This is a genomic window from Streptomyces sp. NPDC098101 (genome assembly GCF_044760185.1).
In the GTDB taxonomy this organism is placed as follows: Bacteria; Actinomycetota; Actinomycetes; order Streptomycetales; family Streptomycetaceae; genus Streptomyces.
In genome coordinates, this window is the sequence record NZ_JBIWAS010000005.1 from 25,829 (window position 1) to 39,783 (window position 13,955).

Annotated in this window: 14 protein-coding genes; 8 read left to right on the forward strand and 6 right to left on the reverse strand. The window is 72.5% G+C overall.

What is annotated here, in order from left to right:
* Positions 1-38 precede the first annotated feature (38 nt).
* The 4 genes from ACIQVI_RS22980 to ACIQVI_RS22995 are packed head-to-tail and all read right to left on the reverse strand — an operon-like array spanning position 39 to position 3,563.
* Positions 39-758, reverse strand: coding sequence for an ABC transporter permease (locus ACIQVI_RS22980; RefSeq protein ID WP_351970177.1), 720 nt, complete (start codon positions 756-758; stop codon positions 39-41).
* Positions 759-772: 14 nt separating this feature from the next.
* The gene (locus tag ACIQVI_RS22985) at positions 773-1,684 is read right to left on the reverse strand and encodes an ABC transporter ATP-binding protein (RefSeq protein ID WP_351970178.1); all 912 of its coding nucleotides are present in this window, start codon (positions 1,682-1,684) and stop codon (positions 773-775) included.
* A complete protein-coding gene (locus tag ACIQVI_RS22990; RefSeq protein WP_351970179.1) occupies positions 1,681-2,592 on the reverse strand; it encodes an ABC transporter permease subunit in 912 nt (303 codons plus the stop codon). The genes ACIQVI_RS22985 and ACIQVI_RS22990 overlap by 4 nt, the downstream gene beginning before the upstream one ends.
* Positions 2,589-3,563 (reverse strand): ABC transporter ATP-binding protein, encoded by a 975-nt coding sequence (locus ACIQVI_RS22995; protein ID WP_351970196.1) that lies wholly within the window; start codon positions 3,561-3,563, stop codon positions 2,589-2,591. The genes ACIQVI_RS22990 and ACIQVI_RS22995 overlap by 4 nt, the downstream gene beginning before the upstream one ends.
* A 373-nt stretch (positions 3,564-3,936) precedes the next feature.
* Here ACIQVI_RS22995 and ACIQVI_RS23000 point away from each other — a divergent pair, with 373 nt between their 5' ends.
* From ACIQVI_RS23000 to ACIQVI_RS23030, 7 genes are all read left to right on the forward strand, one after another.
* Positions 3,937-4,782, forward strand: a complete 846-nt coding sequence (locus ACIQVI_RS23000) for a M24 family metallopeptidase (RefSeq protein WP_403598852.1) — start codon at positions 3,937-3,939, stop codon at positions 4,780-4,782.
* Positions 4,782-6,575: an SDR family oxidoreductase gene (locus ACIQVI_RS23005; RefSeq protein ID WP_403598855.1), complete on the forward strand. Its 1,794-nt coding sequence runs from the start codon at positions 4,782-4,784 to the stop codon at positions 6,573-6,575. Before ACIQVI_RS23000 ends, ACIQVI_RS23005 begins: the two co-directional genes overlap by 1 nt.
* 150 nt (positions 6,576-6,725) lie before the next feature.
* A complete protein-coding gene (locus ACIQVI_RS23010; protein WP_403598858.1) occupies positions 6,726-7,673 on the forward strand; it encodes a MerR family transcriptional regulator in 948 nt (315 codons plus the stop codon).
* Positions 7,674-7,825: 152 nt separating this feature from the next.
* Positions 7,826-8,368, forward strand: coding sequence for an RNA 2'-phosphotransferase (locus ACIQVI_RS23015; protein ID WP_403599757.1), 543 nt, complete (start codon positions 7,826-7,828; stop codon positions 8,366-8,368).
* A gap of 46 nt (positions 8,369-8,414) precedes the next feature.
* The gene (locus ACIQVI_RS23020; RefSeq protein ID WP_403598861.1) at positions 8,415-8,867 is read left to right on the forward strand and encodes a hypothetical protein; all 453 of its coding nucleotides are present in this window, start codon (positions 8,415-8,417) and stop codon (positions 8,865-8,867) included.
* 127 nt (positions 8,868-8,994) lie between these two features.
* The gene (locus ACIQVI_RS23025) at positions 8,995-9,873 is read left to right on the forward strand and encodes a DUF72 domain-containing protein (RefSeq protein WP_403598864.1); all 879 of its coding nucleotides are present in this window, start codon (positions 8,995-8,997) and stop codon (positions 9,871-9,873) included.
* A gap of 9 nt (positions 9,874-9,882) precedes the next feature.
* On the forward strand, positions 9,883-10,779 hold the full coding sequence (locus tag ACIQVI_RS23030) for an LLM class flavin-dependent oxidoreductase (protein ID WP_403598866.1): 897 nt from the start codon (positions 9,883-9,885) through the stop codon (positions 10,777-10,779).
* Positions 10,780-10,813: 34 nt separating this feature from the next.
* On the opposite strand, the gene ACIQVI_RS23035 is transcribed toward ACIQVI_RS23030, so the two are convergent.
* Positions 10,814-10,990: a hypothetical protein gene (locus ACIQVI_RS23035; RefSeq protein WP_403598869.1), complete on the reverse strand. Its 177-nt coding sequence runs from the start codon at positions 10,988-10,990 to the stop codon at positions 10,814-10,816.
* A gap of 328 nt (positions 10,991-11,318) precedes the next feature.
* Here ACIQVI_RS23035 and ACIQVI_RS23040 point away from each other — a divergent pair, with 328 nt between their 5' ends.
* Complete coding sequence (locus ACIQVI_RS23040; protein ID WP_403598872.1) at positions 11,319-12,209, forward strand: Cof-type HAD-IIB family hydrolase; 891 nt, start codon at positions 11,319-11,321, stop codon at positions 12,207-12,209.
* A gap of 16 nt (positions 12,210-12,225) precedes the next feature.
* Here the strand turns inward: ACIQVI_RS23040 and ACIQVI_RS23045 are convergent, their stop codons facing one another.
* A complete protein-coding gene (locus ACIQVI_RS23045) occupies positions 12,226-13,938 on the reverse strand; it encodes a GAF domain-containing protein (protein WP_403598875.1) in 1,713 nt (570 codons plus the stop codon).
* Positions 13,939-13,955 lie beyond the last annotated feature (17 nt).

Below are 13,955 nucleotides of genomic sequence, written 5' to 3' on the forward strand. Positions count from 1 at the left end.
CCTCGGAGCCGTACCGCTTCCTCGTCCGTCTTCCGGGTCTACTCCTCGCCCGCCAGGGTCAGGCGGCGGAGCTTCTGGCCGGCGAACCAAGTCGCCGCGACCGTGACCGCCACCAGGAGGACCACCGCCGTGGTGAGTCCGACCTCGGAGGTGACCAGGCCGTCGCCGGTGACCTTCTCCGCGAGGGCGAGCGCCCACTGCTGGACGCTCAGGGTGCGGGCGCCCGCGATCAGGGAGCCGAAGAGGGCCTCCCACACCAGGGCGTAGACCAGGCCGATCACCACGGCGTGCCGGCTGACCGTGCCGAGCAGCAGGAACAGGGCGCTGTACGCGATGGAGGCCACGAGCGCCGCCACCGTGTACGCCACGGCCACCTGCTGGCCGTTGCCGTTGAGGATGAACCCGGCGATCAGCGTCGGCACCGCCGAGAAGACCATGGTCACCGCGATCGCGACGATCAGCTTCGTGAAGATGATCGTGGGCCGCTTCACCGGCTTGGACAGCAGGTAGACGATCGAGCCGTCGTCGATCTCGGGGCCGATCGCGCCCGTGCCGGCGATCACGCCGATCAGCGGGACCATCGTGGCCAGGGCGAAGCCGCCGAGGACGTCGGCCGCGACCTGGTCGTCCGCGCCGTTGAACATCCGGACCGCCGCCGAGATGACCAGCAGCATGGCGGGCAGCAGGAAGAGGATCAGGGCCCTGCGGCGGCCGAGGAGGGCCCGGTAGGTGAGCCGGGCGACTGTGGGGTTGTACATCGGTCAGGCTCCTTTCAGGCCGCTACGAGGTACGAGAAGACCGATTCGAGGGACTCGTCCGAGGGCGAGACCGTCAGGAGACGGATCCCCCGCTCGCGCGCGACCTTCGGCAGCAGCTGCGTGAACCGCCCGAAGTCGACCGCCTGGATGCGCAGTCCGCCGTCCGCGTGGTCGACCTCGATGCCGGCCGTGGACGGGTCGGCGATCAGCGCGGCCGCGAGGGCCCGGTCGTCGCTGGAGCGGACCAGATAGCGGTGCGGCCGGTCCGTCATCAGGCGGCGGATCTTGCGGAAGTCGCCGGAGGCCGCGTGCCGTCCGGCCACGATCACCTCGATGTGGGAGGCGAGCTGCTCGACCTCCTCCAGGATGTGCGAGGAGAAGAGCACCGTGCGGCCGGCCGCGCCCATCCGCCGCAGCAGGTCCATCAGCTGCATACGCTGGCGCGGGTCCATGCCGTTGAACGGCTCGTCGAGCAGGAGCACGGACGGGTCGTGGACGAGGGCCGAGGCCATCTTCACGCGCTGCCTCATGCCCTTGCTGTATGTGGAGACCTTGCGGTCCTGCGCGTACTCCATCTCGACCGTGGCCAGGGCCTGCTGGGCCTCCTTGGCGCCGAGGCCCTGGAGCTCGGCGTTGGCCAGGACGAACTCGCGGCCGGTGAGGAAGTCGTACATCGCCTCCCGCTCGGGCACGACGCCGATGTCGCGGTAGACCGACTCGTTCCCCCAGATCGTCCGTCCGTCGAGGGTGACGGTGCCGGTGGAGGGGTCGAGGAAGCCGCCCATCATGTTGATCAGGGTGGACTTCCCGGCGCCGTTGGGGCCGAGGAGACCGGTGACGCCGGGGCCCACCGCCATCGTGACGTCGTTCACGGCCACGACGTTTCCGAACCAGCGGGAGACGTGGTCGATGTGGAGCGTGGTCACAGTCCGACCTTTCGGTAGCGGCGCATGAGGATGCCGTACGAGCCGGCGATCAGCGCGAGGACGACCAGCAGGTAGACCACGCCGATCCCGGCGCCCGGGCCTCCGAGCTCGGGGAACATGGGCGGTGCGCCCAGGAAGGCGGTCTGCACGCCGTCGATGAGGGTGATCGGCGAGAACAGGCCGAGCCAGTCGATGGCGCCCGGGTTCTCCGTGGCGTAGGCGATGCCCATGAGCGTCGAGACCGCGCCGTACGAGATGGTCAGGACGCCGATGACGGCGGCGACGCCGAAGCCGCGGCGCGGGGTGAGGGCCGCCATGACGAGGCCGATGCCGCCGAAGAGCAGCGAGAGCAGCGCCACCGAGACGAGCCCCTGGCCGAACATCTTGGCCTGCTCGGCGAAGTCCATCTTGGCGAGCATCGAGCCGATCCACATGATCAGCAGCGGGACGGCCGTGAGGATGAAGAGCGCCGACGCCATCGCGCCGAACTTGGCGAGCACGTAGTCCGCGCGCTCGATCGGGCGGGAGAAGTACAGCGGCACGGTCCTGAACCGGAGGTCCCGGGAGACCGACTGGGGCGCCTGGGAGGCCAGGTAGATGCCGATGACGACCTGGAGGAAGATCGCGTACTGCGTGTATTCGATCGAGAGCTTGGTCTGCTTGGTCGCCACCGCGACGGCGACGATGATCAGCGCCGGGACGCACATCACGCCGGCCAGCAGCATCGGCAGCACCTTGGACTTGGCGCTGCGGCCCAGCCCGTACGCGCCGCGCAGGGACTGCGAGAACAGCGACCGGCGCGCGTACGCCCGGCCGAGGCGCGGGCCGTCGTAGGACCGGTACCCGATGTTGTGGATGCGGGTCGTGTCGGGAGCGGCCTGGGAGGGCTGGGGGATCTGGGTGCTCATCGGGCCGGCACCTCCTCGTGCGGCGTGGACGCCTCGGCGGCCTCCGGGCGGAAGACCTCGGCGATGTGGTGGCGGCGCTGCTCCATGCGGACGAGCCCGAGGCCGAGCCCGGCGACGGTGTCGCGCACCAGGTCGTACGTCTCCTCGCCGGCCGCCTCCAGGAGCAGGACGTGGCCGGCGCCGGGCAGGCCCTCCTCCACGCCCGGGTGGAGGGTGACGCCGGCGGTCGCGAGGGCCGTGCGGAGGGCTGCCGTGCCGTCGGGGTGCTCGTCGGAGTCGGTGACCTCGACCGCGAGGGTCGTGGTGATCCGGGTGAAGTCGCTGGTGGAACTGGAGCGCAGGAGGCGTCCGCCGTCGATGACGACGACGTGGTCGCAGGTGCGCTCCAGCTCGCCGAGGAGGTGGGAGGTGACGAGGACGGAGATGCCGAAGTCGGTCCAGACTCGGCGGATCAGTCCGAGCATCTCGTCCCGGCCGACCGGGTCGAGGCCGTTGGTCGGCTCGTCGAGGAGGACCAGCTTCGGGTCGTGGACCAGCGCCTGGGCGAGTTTCACCCGCTGCTTCATGCCGGTCGAGTACCCGCCGATGGGGCGGTAGCGCTCCTCGTACAGGCCGACGTGGCGCAGGGTGTCGGCCGTCCGCTCGCGGGCGGCGGTCGGGGGCAGCCCGGACATCCGCGCCATGTGGACGACGAACTCGGTGGCCGAGACGTCCGGAGGGAGGCAGTCGTGCTCGGGCATGTATCCCACGCGCTCGCGGATCTGGGGGCCGGAGGTCCGGACGTCGAGGCCCAGGACCTCCGCGTGGCCCTCCGTGGCGGGGGAGAGTCCGAGCAGGATCTTGATCATCGTGGACTTGCCGGCTCCGTTGGCACCCACCAGTCCGGTCACACCGGGCCCGATGTCCAGGGAGAGCCGGTCGAGAGCGGTCACCCGGGGGAACCGCTTGCTGAGGCTTTCGGTCGCGATCACAGTCACGCTACGAAGGTAGTGGTGTGCGCCACACGCGTCGTCAGACCAACGGCTCGATCTCTGTCCGACTACAGGAGTACAAGCCCGCGGGGACGGAACGACGAAAGTTGTCTCCTGCGGGGCGGCGGACTGTCGTTCCCGGTGGTTCCTTCCGCGGTGGTTCCCCGTGAATCTCCGTGGTTCTCCGTGGTTCTCCGTGGTTTCAGGAGGTCGTCCGCCGTGCTTCCCGGGAATCGCCGGGTGCGCTTCCGGCGGAGTTTTCCACAGGCCGTCGTCCGACCCCTTGACTCAGCCGCCGGGCATTGTCACATTCATCGATGTCAAGTTACGAACGCGTAGCGCAGCCGGGCGCTCACAGGGGACGGCGGGTGGCATGGCAACGGCAGTGGCAGGTGGACTCTCCGCGGAGCTGCGGGGATTCAGGGAGGTGCAGCGGCTCGCCTACGCGTGCGCGGAAGCCGTCGCGGCGCAGCTGAGGCCGGGCGTGACCGAACGCGAGGCCGCCCGGATGCAGCGGGAGTGGCTGTACGAGCGGGGCGTCCGGGACTGGTTCCACCGGCCGTTCGCCTGGTTCGGGGACCGCACGGCCTTCGTGGACTTCAAGATCCCGCTCCAGTTCTTCCCGACGAACCGGCGCCTGGAGGCGGGGATGCCGTTCATCCTCGACATGGCCCCGGTCCACAAGGGATACACGGCCGACATCGGCTACAGCGGCTGCCTCGGCCTCGACCCCCTGCACGACAGGCTGCTCGCCGACCTCGCGGCCCACCGCGAGCTGATCCTGCGCGAGGTGCGCGAGCGCCGCACGCTGCGCGAGATATACGAGGACGTGGACCGGCTCATGGTCCGTCAGGGGTACGCGAACCGGCACCGGGCCTACCCCTTCGGCGTCATCGCCCACAAGATCGACCGGGTGAAGGAGCGCCGCATGGCACCGACGCTCTTCGGCTTCGGCGCCCAGGCGCTCAAGGGCCTGGCGAGCGACGCCCTGCACGGGCACCGGGACGGCTGGTCGCCGCTCTGGTCGCCGTACAAGTTCTCCGACCACCCGCCCACACCCGGGCTGTGGGCGGTCGAGCCGCACCTCGGATTCCGGGGTACGGGCGCGAAGTTCGAGGAGATCCTGGTCGTCACCGACTCCAGGGACCCCGAGCAGAGCGCGTTCTGGCTGGACGACGATCTGCCGCACGTGCGGCGCTGGAACGAGGGAGCGGTCTGATGACGGAGCTCAAGGGAGCCCGGGAGCGCCGGGTCCGTACGGGCGGGATCGAGCTGTGCGTCGCCGAGCTCGGCGAGGCGGGCCGGCCGACCGTCCTGCTCGTGCACGGCTATCCGGACTCCAAGGAGGTGTGGTCGGAGGTCGCGGTCCGGCTGGCCGAGGAGTTCCACGTGGTGCTGTACGACGTCCGGGGCCACGGCCGGTCGACGGCACCGGCCCCGCTGCGCGGCGGCTTCACCCTGGAGAAGCTGACGGACGACTTCCTCGCGGTCGCCGACGCCGTCAGCCCGGACCGGCCGGTCCACCTCGTCGGCCACGACTGGGGCTCGGTGCAGGGGTGGGAGTTCGCCACCGTGCCGCGCACCGAGGGCCGGATCGCCTCCTTCACCTCGATGTCCGGGCCCTCCCTCGACCACTTCGGGCACTGGATCAAGCGGCGGATGGCCCGGCCCACCCCGCGCCGGATCGGGCAGCTCCTCGGGCAGGGCGCCAAGTCCTGGTACGTGTACATGCTGCACACCCCCGTGCTGCCGGAGCTGGCCTGGCGCGGGCCACTCGGGAAGCGCTGGCCGGGGATCCTGGAGCGGGTGGAGAAGGTCCCGGCCGGCGACTACCCGACGTCCTCGCTGCCGAACGACGCGGCGCACGGGGCCTGGCTCTACCGGGACAACGTCCGGGCCCGGCTCTCCCGGCCGCGCCCCGACGCGTACGCGCACGTGCCCGTGCAGCTGATCGTGCCGACCGGTGACGCCTTCCTCTCCGACCGGCTCTACGACGACCTGGGCAGCTGGGTGCCGGAGCTGACCCGGCGCACCCTGCCCGCCAAGCACTGGGTGCCGCGCACCCGGCCGGACCAGCTGTCCTCTTGGATCGCCGAGTTCGTCAGGACCCACGAGGGGTCGGCGGCCGGAGCATCGGCGCCGGTCGCGGCGAAGCCGGTGAAGAGCGGGGTGCGGCCGGAGTACGCGGAGCGGTTCGGCGGCCAGCTCGTCCTGGTGACCGGGGCGGCCAGCGGCATCGGACGGGCCACCGCCTTCGCGTTCGCGGAGGCCGGGGCCCGGGTCGTGGCCGTGGACCGGGACGCCGACGGGGCGGCCCGCACGGCGGAGATGGCGCGGCTGATCGGGGCCCCGGAGGCCTGGGGCGAGGCCGTCGACGTCTCCGACGAGCAGGCGATGGAGAAGCTGGCCGCCAAGGTGGAGGACGAGTACGGGGTCGTCGACGTCCTGGTCAACAACGCGGGCATCGGGCTCGCCGGTTCCTTCTTCGAGACGTCGAGCGAGGAGTGGGGGCGGGTCCTGGACGTCAACCTGTGGGGCGTGATCCACGGGTGTCGGCACTTCGGGGCGCGGATGGTCGCGCGGGGCCAGGGCGGCCACATCGTGAACACCGCGTCCGCCGCGGCCTTCCAGCCTTCCCGGGCCCTGCCCGCGTACAGCACCTCGAAGGCGGCGGTGCTGATGCTCAGCGAGTGCCTGCGGGCCGAGCTGGCCGGACAGGGCATCGGGGTGTCCGCGATATGCCCCGGCATCGTCAACACCAACATCACGGCGACCACGCGGTTCGCCGGGGTGTCGGACGAGGCGGAGGAGAAGCGGCGGCAGAAGAAGGCGTCCCGGCTGTACGGGCTGCGGAACTACCCGCCGGAGAAGGTCGCGGACGCGATCCTGGGGGCCGTCCTGCACGACCGGGCCGTCGTGCCGGTGACCCCTGAGGCGCGGGGCGCCCGCTTCCTGTCCCGGCTGAGCCCGGGCGCGCTGCGCACCCTCGCGCGCTGGCAGCCGCCGGCGTAGGGGGCGCGGCGGCGGACGGAGGCGGGTAAGCGCGGAGACGGAGGCGGGCAGGGGACGGAGGCGGGCAGGGGGCGGGGGCGGCGGTCGTACGATCCCTCGCAGGACGGCTCCGCGGCGGCGGGGTGGTGGAAGCGGTCGGTGGGAGCGGGTTTGTCCGAGCAGTCAGCACAGCCGGAGTACCGGATCGAGGATCTCGCCCGTCTCAGCGGGGCCACGGTCCGGACGATCCGCGCCTACCAGGACCGCGGTCTGCTGCCCCGTCCGGAGCGGCGGGGCAGGGCGAACGTCTACGGGGACGCGCACCTCGCGCGGCTCCGGCGGATCGCCGACCTCCTCGACCGGGGCTACACCCTGGCCTCGATCAAGGAGCTCATGGAGGCGTGGGACACCGGCCGGGGGCTCGGCGGGGTGCTCGGCCTGGTCGCGGAGGTCCACGGGCCGTGGACGGACGAGGAGGCGGCCCGGATATCGCGCGCGGAGCTGGACGCCCGCTTCGGCGGCACGCCGGACGAGGAGGCGATCCGGGAGGCCGTGGAACTGGGCGTGCTGGAGCGGATCCCGGACCGGGAGACGGAGGAGTACCTCGTACCGAGCCCCCAGGAACTGGCGGTGGCGGCCGAGCTGTACGCGGCCGGGGTGCCGCTGACGGCGATCACCGGGCACCTGAGGGAGCTGCGGGGCCAGGTCGAGCACATCGCCTCCCGTTTCCTGGAGTTCACGACCGAGTACGTCTTCGCCCGCTATCTGGAGCACCGGCCGCCGACGGACGCGGACGCGGCCGACGCGGCGGCGATGGTGCGGCGGCTCAGACCGCTCGCCCAGCAGACGGTGGACGCCGAACTGGCGCGTGCCATGCGCCTGTTCGCCACCCGGCACCTCCAGGTCCACCTGTCGCCGGACGCGCCGCCCGCGCAGGACGACGAGCCGCGCCCGGTGGTCCTGCCCGCCGGGACGGTCCGGGCCGTGCAGGGCCTGGTCGGGGCGGAGGGGGTCGCGGCCTTCGTCACGGCGGCCACGGAACGAGAGGTCCACAAGAGAACATTGGACGCACTTACCTCAAGTCGCCCCATAGAGCCTGAAGTTGGTCAATTGCCCTGAAATAACAGTCTCGTTGTCCACAGAAAGGCTCCTGATCCTGTGGATAACTCACTCCGGCTGTGGATCAAACCTGTCCACCGTAAGTCGTCGGAAATCATTGGCCGGGGCGATCCCGGCTCCGGCATCCTGACCGGATGACCCCACGACCACCCTTGGACGAACGCCGCACGGTGAAGGTCTCCAAGTACCTCTCCAAGCACCTGCGGCACCAGCCCGAGCGCATCGGGCTCGTCCTCGACGCACAGGGCTGGACCGAGATCGACGCGCTGCTCCGGGCCACCGCCGAGCACGGCTTCCCGATCACCCGCGAGGAGCTCGACCACGTCGTCGAGACCAACGACAAGAAGCGCTTCGCCGTCGAGGGAACCCGCATCCGCGCCAGCCAGGGCCACACGGTCCAGGTGGACCTGGACCTGCCCGCCGCCGAACCGCCCGCGTACCTCTACCACGGCACGGTCGCGACCCGGCTCCCCGCGATCCGGGCGGAGGGGCTGCGGCCCATGGCCCGCCACCATGTGCACCTCTCCCCCGACCGGGAGACCGCGACGCGGGTCGGCGCCCGCCGGGGCCGGCCGGTCGTCCTGAGCGTCGACGCCGGCGCCATGCACCGGGCCGGGCACGTCTTCCACGTCAGCGCCAACGGGGTGTGGCTGACCGACACGGTCCCGCCGGATTTCCTCCGCCTCCCGTCCTGACCCCGCCGCCAGGAAGGGGCGCGAGCCGTGCGGCATGATCGTTCGCATGGCCCATCCCCACCTTCCCAGCACCGAGGCGACCGTCACCGCGATCCGTGAGATCGCCCGGGAGTTCGGCCTGGAGGTGACGGTCACCGACGACATCGGCGCGGACCGGACCTCCCGGCGTACCGCGTCGGACGCGTTCGCCGTCCTCGACCCGGACGGCTCCCTGCCGCACGAGGCCTTCGTCGAACTGGGCGGGTCCCCCGTCGTCACCGTCCAGGTCTTCCCCGAGGACGACGCCCGGATCACCGTGGAGGGCATCGAGTTCGCGGACGTCCCCCGCGACGCCGTCCCGGCCTTCCTGCGGTCCGTCCACGGCGGCCTCGCCCATGTGAAGGGCCGGTTCTTCCCGCCCGGCTGGTGGCTGGTCGTCCCGCTGCCCGGCGACGAGACGTACCGGGAACTCGTCCCCGGCGCCTCGCTCACGGCGTGGATGAACCGGAACGTCCGCTGACGCCCCCGGCCCCGGTGCCGTAGAGGTCCGTAGGGGGTCGTAGGCGGTCGTGGAGGACCGGCGAGGGCCGCCGGAACCCCCCGCGTGCCGGGCGAATCCGCCGCCGGTCCCGGGGAACACTGGCCGGATGGGAGAGATCCGGGTCGGCACCTGCTCGTGGACGGACAAGGCGCTGGTGTCCAGCGGCTGGTACCCGACGGGACAACGGGACGCGGAGGGCAGGCTCCGGTACTACGCCACGCGCTTCCCGGTGGTGGAGGTGGACTCCACGTACTACGGGCTGCCCAGCACCCGCAACAGCCATCTGTGGGCCGAGCGCACCCCCGAGGGCTTCCGCTTCGACGTGAAGGCGTTCTCGCTGTTCACCGGGCACCCGACCCGGCCGGAGGCGCTGCCCGCCGACCTCCGCCCGGCCTTCCTCCGGCAGCGGAGGGACCCGGGCGGCGGCATCGATCCCGGGCTGCTCGACGAGGTGTGGGAGCGGTACGGCGCGGCCCTCGAACCGCTGCGCGGGGCCGGCCGCCTGGGGGCGCTGGTCTTCCAGTTCCCGCACCGGCTCGTGCCGGGCAGGCCCGCGGCGGAGTTCCTGCGCCGGTGCCGCGAGCGCGCCGCCGGATGGCCGGTGGCCGTGGAGTTCCGGAACCCCGGCTGGTGGCGTGAGGAGCACGCCGACGCGACGGCCGCCCTCCTCGCGGAGCTGGACACGGCCACCGTGGCCGTGGACATGACGCAGACGCTGCCCACGTCCGTACCGCCGGTCGTCCGGGTCACCTCTCCGGACCTCGCCCTGGTGCGCTTCCACGGCCGCAACACCGCCTGGGGCACCGGCACCAAGGAGGAGAGGTTCCGCCACGACTACACACCCGCGGAACTCGCGGAGTGGACACCGCGCATCCGCGAGCTGGCCGAGCGTGCGCGGGAGGTGCACGTCCTCTTCAACAACTGCTGCGGGGACGCCGCCGTCCGCGCCGCCGCGTCGATGCGGGGGCTGCTCGGCCTCTCGTAGGGTCGTCCCATGCGACTGAGCACTGTGATCCTGCCGATCGACCGCTGGCACGAGGGGGGCCGCCGGAAGTGGCGGCACGCCGAGGAGCTCGGCTTCCACGCCGCGTACACCTACGACCACCTGTCCTGGCGCGCCTTCCGGGACGGCCCGTGGTTCGGCGCGGTGCCCACGCTCACCGCCGCCGCCGCGGTCACCGAACGGCTCCGCCTCGGCACGCTCGTGACCTCGCCGAACTTCCGGCACCCCGTGACGCTCGCCAAGGACCTGATCACCCTGGACGACGTCTCCGGCGGGCGGATCACGCTCGGCATCGGCGCGGGCGGCAACGGCTTCGACGCCACCGCGCTCGGCCAGGAGGCCTGGACGCCGAAGGAGCGGGCGGACCGGTTCGGGGAGTTCGTGCCGCTGCTCGACCGGCTGCTCACCGAGGACGCGGTCTCGCAGAAGGGCGACTTCTACACGGCGGACGAGGCCCGGAACGTCCCCGGCTGCGTCCAGCGCCCCCGGCTGCCGTTCGCGGTGGCGGCGACCGGCCCGCGCGGGATGCGGCTGGCCGCCCGGTACGGGCAGGGGTGGGTGACGACCGGCGACCCGAAGCTGTACGAGGACGGGACCCCGGAGCAGTCGGTGGCGGCCCTGGCGGGCCAGATCGAGAAGCTCGGCAAGGCCTGCGTCGAGGCCGGGCGGGACGTGGCCGACCTGGACAAGATCCTGCTCACCGGCTTCACCCCGGACCGGAACCGGCCGCTGGAGTCCGTGGACGCCTTCGTGGACTTCGCCGGGCGCCACCGCGAGCTGGGCTTCACCGAGATCGTGATCCACTGGCCGATCCCGGACTCCGACTTCGCGGCCGACCAGGCCGTCTTCGAGTCCATCGCCACGGAGGCGCTCGCCCGGCTGGGGTGACGCGCGGGACGCCGCGCCCGGCGGGTCCGCCCGGTCAGGCGCCCCGTCGGACGTGTCTTCGCTCCTGGGTGGGGATCGCCGGGGCGAGGACGGCCGGGGCACCGTCCGGGACCAGGGCGCCGGCCAGACCCGCCAGGACGTCGCCCACCAGGACCGGGTCGCGCGCGGGCTGGTCCGTCCCGGCCCGCTCGCAGGCGGGGCAGAGGGCCATGCCCAGGCTCGCGACCCACGCCCCGTACGGGGCACCGCAGAAATCGCACTCCGCACTTCGCCGGCCCGCGCCCATGCCCGCCCCCTCCGAGACGCCGTCAGCTCCCTGGAGCCTTCCCCGCCACCCGGGAAAACGAACGGATGTTTACGGCCATGTCCGAACGAGCCGGATACGGGCGGTGGTGGCCGACAGCTCCCGCCGGGAACCCGGACCGGCCCCTCCACCCCTGCGCGCCCCCTGCGCCCCCGCGCTCCCTCCACTCCCTCCCAAGCCACTCATATGTGCGACTCCCCGCACGCACGTGCGCGAGGTGCGGAAGAATGGTGCGGTGACCTCTCCCCGTTCTCCGCGCCCCCCGCGGTCCCCGCGTCCCTCCGCCCCGGCGCCCCGGCTGATCGCCACCGACCTCGACGGCACGCTGCTCCGCGACGACAAGATGGTCTCCGAGCGCACGGTCGCCGCCCTGGCCGCGGCCGAGCGGGCCGGGATCGAGGTCTTCTTCGTCACCGGCCGGCCCGCCCGCTGGATGGACGTCGTCAGCGAGCACGTCCACGGACACGGCATGGCGATCTGCGCCAACGGTGCCGCCGTCGTCGACCTCCACTCCGGAGGCACCTTCCTGGAGGTCCGCCCGCTGGAGCGGCCGGTCGCCCTCGACGTCGTCGAGGCCCTGCGCGCCGCCGCGCCCGGGACCTCCTTCGCCGTGGAGCTCACCACCGGCATCCACTACGAGCCGCACTACCCGCCCTTCTTCCTCGACCCCGGCGCCACCGTCGCCACCGCCGAGAAGCTCCTCTTCGAGGAGGAGTCCGGAGCGGCGGCCCCCGTGCTCAAGCTGCTCGCCCAGCACCCGGACCTCGACCCCGACGCGTTCCTCGCGGTGGCCAGGGCGGCGGCGGGCGACCGGGCCGCCTTCACCCGGTCCAGCCCCACCGCCCTCATCGAGATCAGCGGGCTCGGCGTCTCCAAGGCCTCCACCCTCGCCCTGTGCTGCGCCGCGCGCGGCATCACGGCCGAGGAGGTCGTCGCCTTCGGGGACATGCCGAACGACATCGAGATGCTCACCTGGGCGGGCCGCTCGTACGCGATGGGCAACGCCCACCCGGACGTGTTCGCCGCCGCCTCCGGTCGTACGGCCGGCAACAACGAGGACGGCGTGGCCGTCGTCATCGAGCGGCTGGTCGCCGAGGCCCTCACCGGAACCACGGGCCCGCGCTAGCCGCGACGGACACCCCCTAGAGCGGTGCCTCCCACACCACCGTCGTCCCCCCGCCGCCGTCCCCGAGCCCCGGCCCGCACCAGCTGGCGCCGCCCAGGGACTCCGCCCGGCGCGCCAGGTTGCGCAGGCCGCTGCGCCGCCCGCCCGCCGGGATGCCGACGCCGTCGTCGGCGACCGACAGGCGCACCCCGGCGGAGCCATCGGGCAGGGTGACGCCCGCGTCGACGACCACCTCGATCCGGCTCGCGTCGGCGTGCCGGAACGCGTTGGAGAGCGCCTCGCGCAGCGCGGCGACGAGGTTCTTGCCGGTGAGCTCGCCGACCGTCGAGTCGATCGCGCCGAGGAAGCGGTGCGCGGGCTTGAAGCCGAGCGGCACGGCCGCCATGTTGATCTCCCGCAGGACCCGGGTGCGCAGCCCCGACGGGGCCTCCGCGGGTCCCTGCTGGAGCGCGAAGATCGCCGTACGGATCTCCTGGATGGTCACGTCCAGCTCGTCCACGGCCTTGCCCACGCCCTCGCGCACGGCCGGCACGATCGACCTGCGCTGGGCGCTCTCCAGCATCATGCCGGTGGCGAAGAGCCGCTGGATGACCAGGTCGTGCAGGTCACGGGCGATCCGGTCGCGGTCCTCGTACACGGCGAGGCGCTCCCGGTCGCGCTGCGCGTCGGCCATCATCAGGGCGAGCGCCGCCTGCGAGGCGAACTGGGTGGCGAGCGTCCGCTCCGTCTCCGTGAACGGACGGCCGTCCCGTACGCGCGGCATGGCGAGCGCCCCGAGCACCCGCCCGCCGCTCTGCAGCGGAAGGATCATGCTCGGCCCGTACGTCGAGGTCATCGGGCTGGTCATGCGCGGGTCCGAGGAGGCGTCCTGGACGAAGACCGCCTCGCCCTCGAAGAGCTGCTCCACCACGTCGCTCTCGGGCGGGACCACCACGCCCAGCCACTTCGTGGACCGGGGCGAGGAGACCGCGACGACCTCCAGACCGCCCTCCTCGGCGGGGAGCAGCACGATGCCCGCGTCCGCGTCGGCGAGCCGGCGGGCCTGTTCGGCGACGACCGTGAGGGCGTCGTCGGCGTCGCCGCCGGAGAGCAGGGCGGTGGTGACGGCGACCGAGCCGTCGATCCACCGTTCGCGCTGCCGGGCCGCCTCATACAGGCGGGCGTTGCCGATGGCGATGCCCGCCTCGGTGGCGAGCACCCGGACCATGTGCACGTCGTAGTCGTTGAAGTCGTCGGCGCCGCGCTTCTCCGCGAGGTACAGGTTGCCGAAGATCTCGCCCTGGACCCGGATGGGGACGCCGAGGAAGGACCTCATCGGCGGGTGTCCGGGCGGGAAGCCCGCCGCGCGCGGGTCCTTGGAGAGGTCGGCGAGGCGGATGGTCTGCGGGTCGCGGATCAGCGCGCCGAGCAGCCCCGCGTGGCCGTCGGGGCGGCGTCCGATCCGGCGGGCCGTGTCCTCGTCGACGCCGAAGGTGACGAAGTCGGAGAGGCCGTCGCCCTCGTCGTCGACGACGCCGATCGCCGCGTACCGGGCGTCGGCGAGTTCGGCGGCGGTCTCGCAGATGCGGTCGAGGGTGGAGTGGAGTTCGAGCCCGGTGCCGACCGAGCGCATGGCCTCCAGGAGCTGCGGTACGCGGGCGGTGAGCTCCGTGGACAGCCCCTGGAGGCTGCGGGTGGCCCGGGTGGCGGCTTCCAGGGGGTCCGGGGCGTCGGACTCGGCGGCGGTCATGGCTTGAGCCTAGTAAG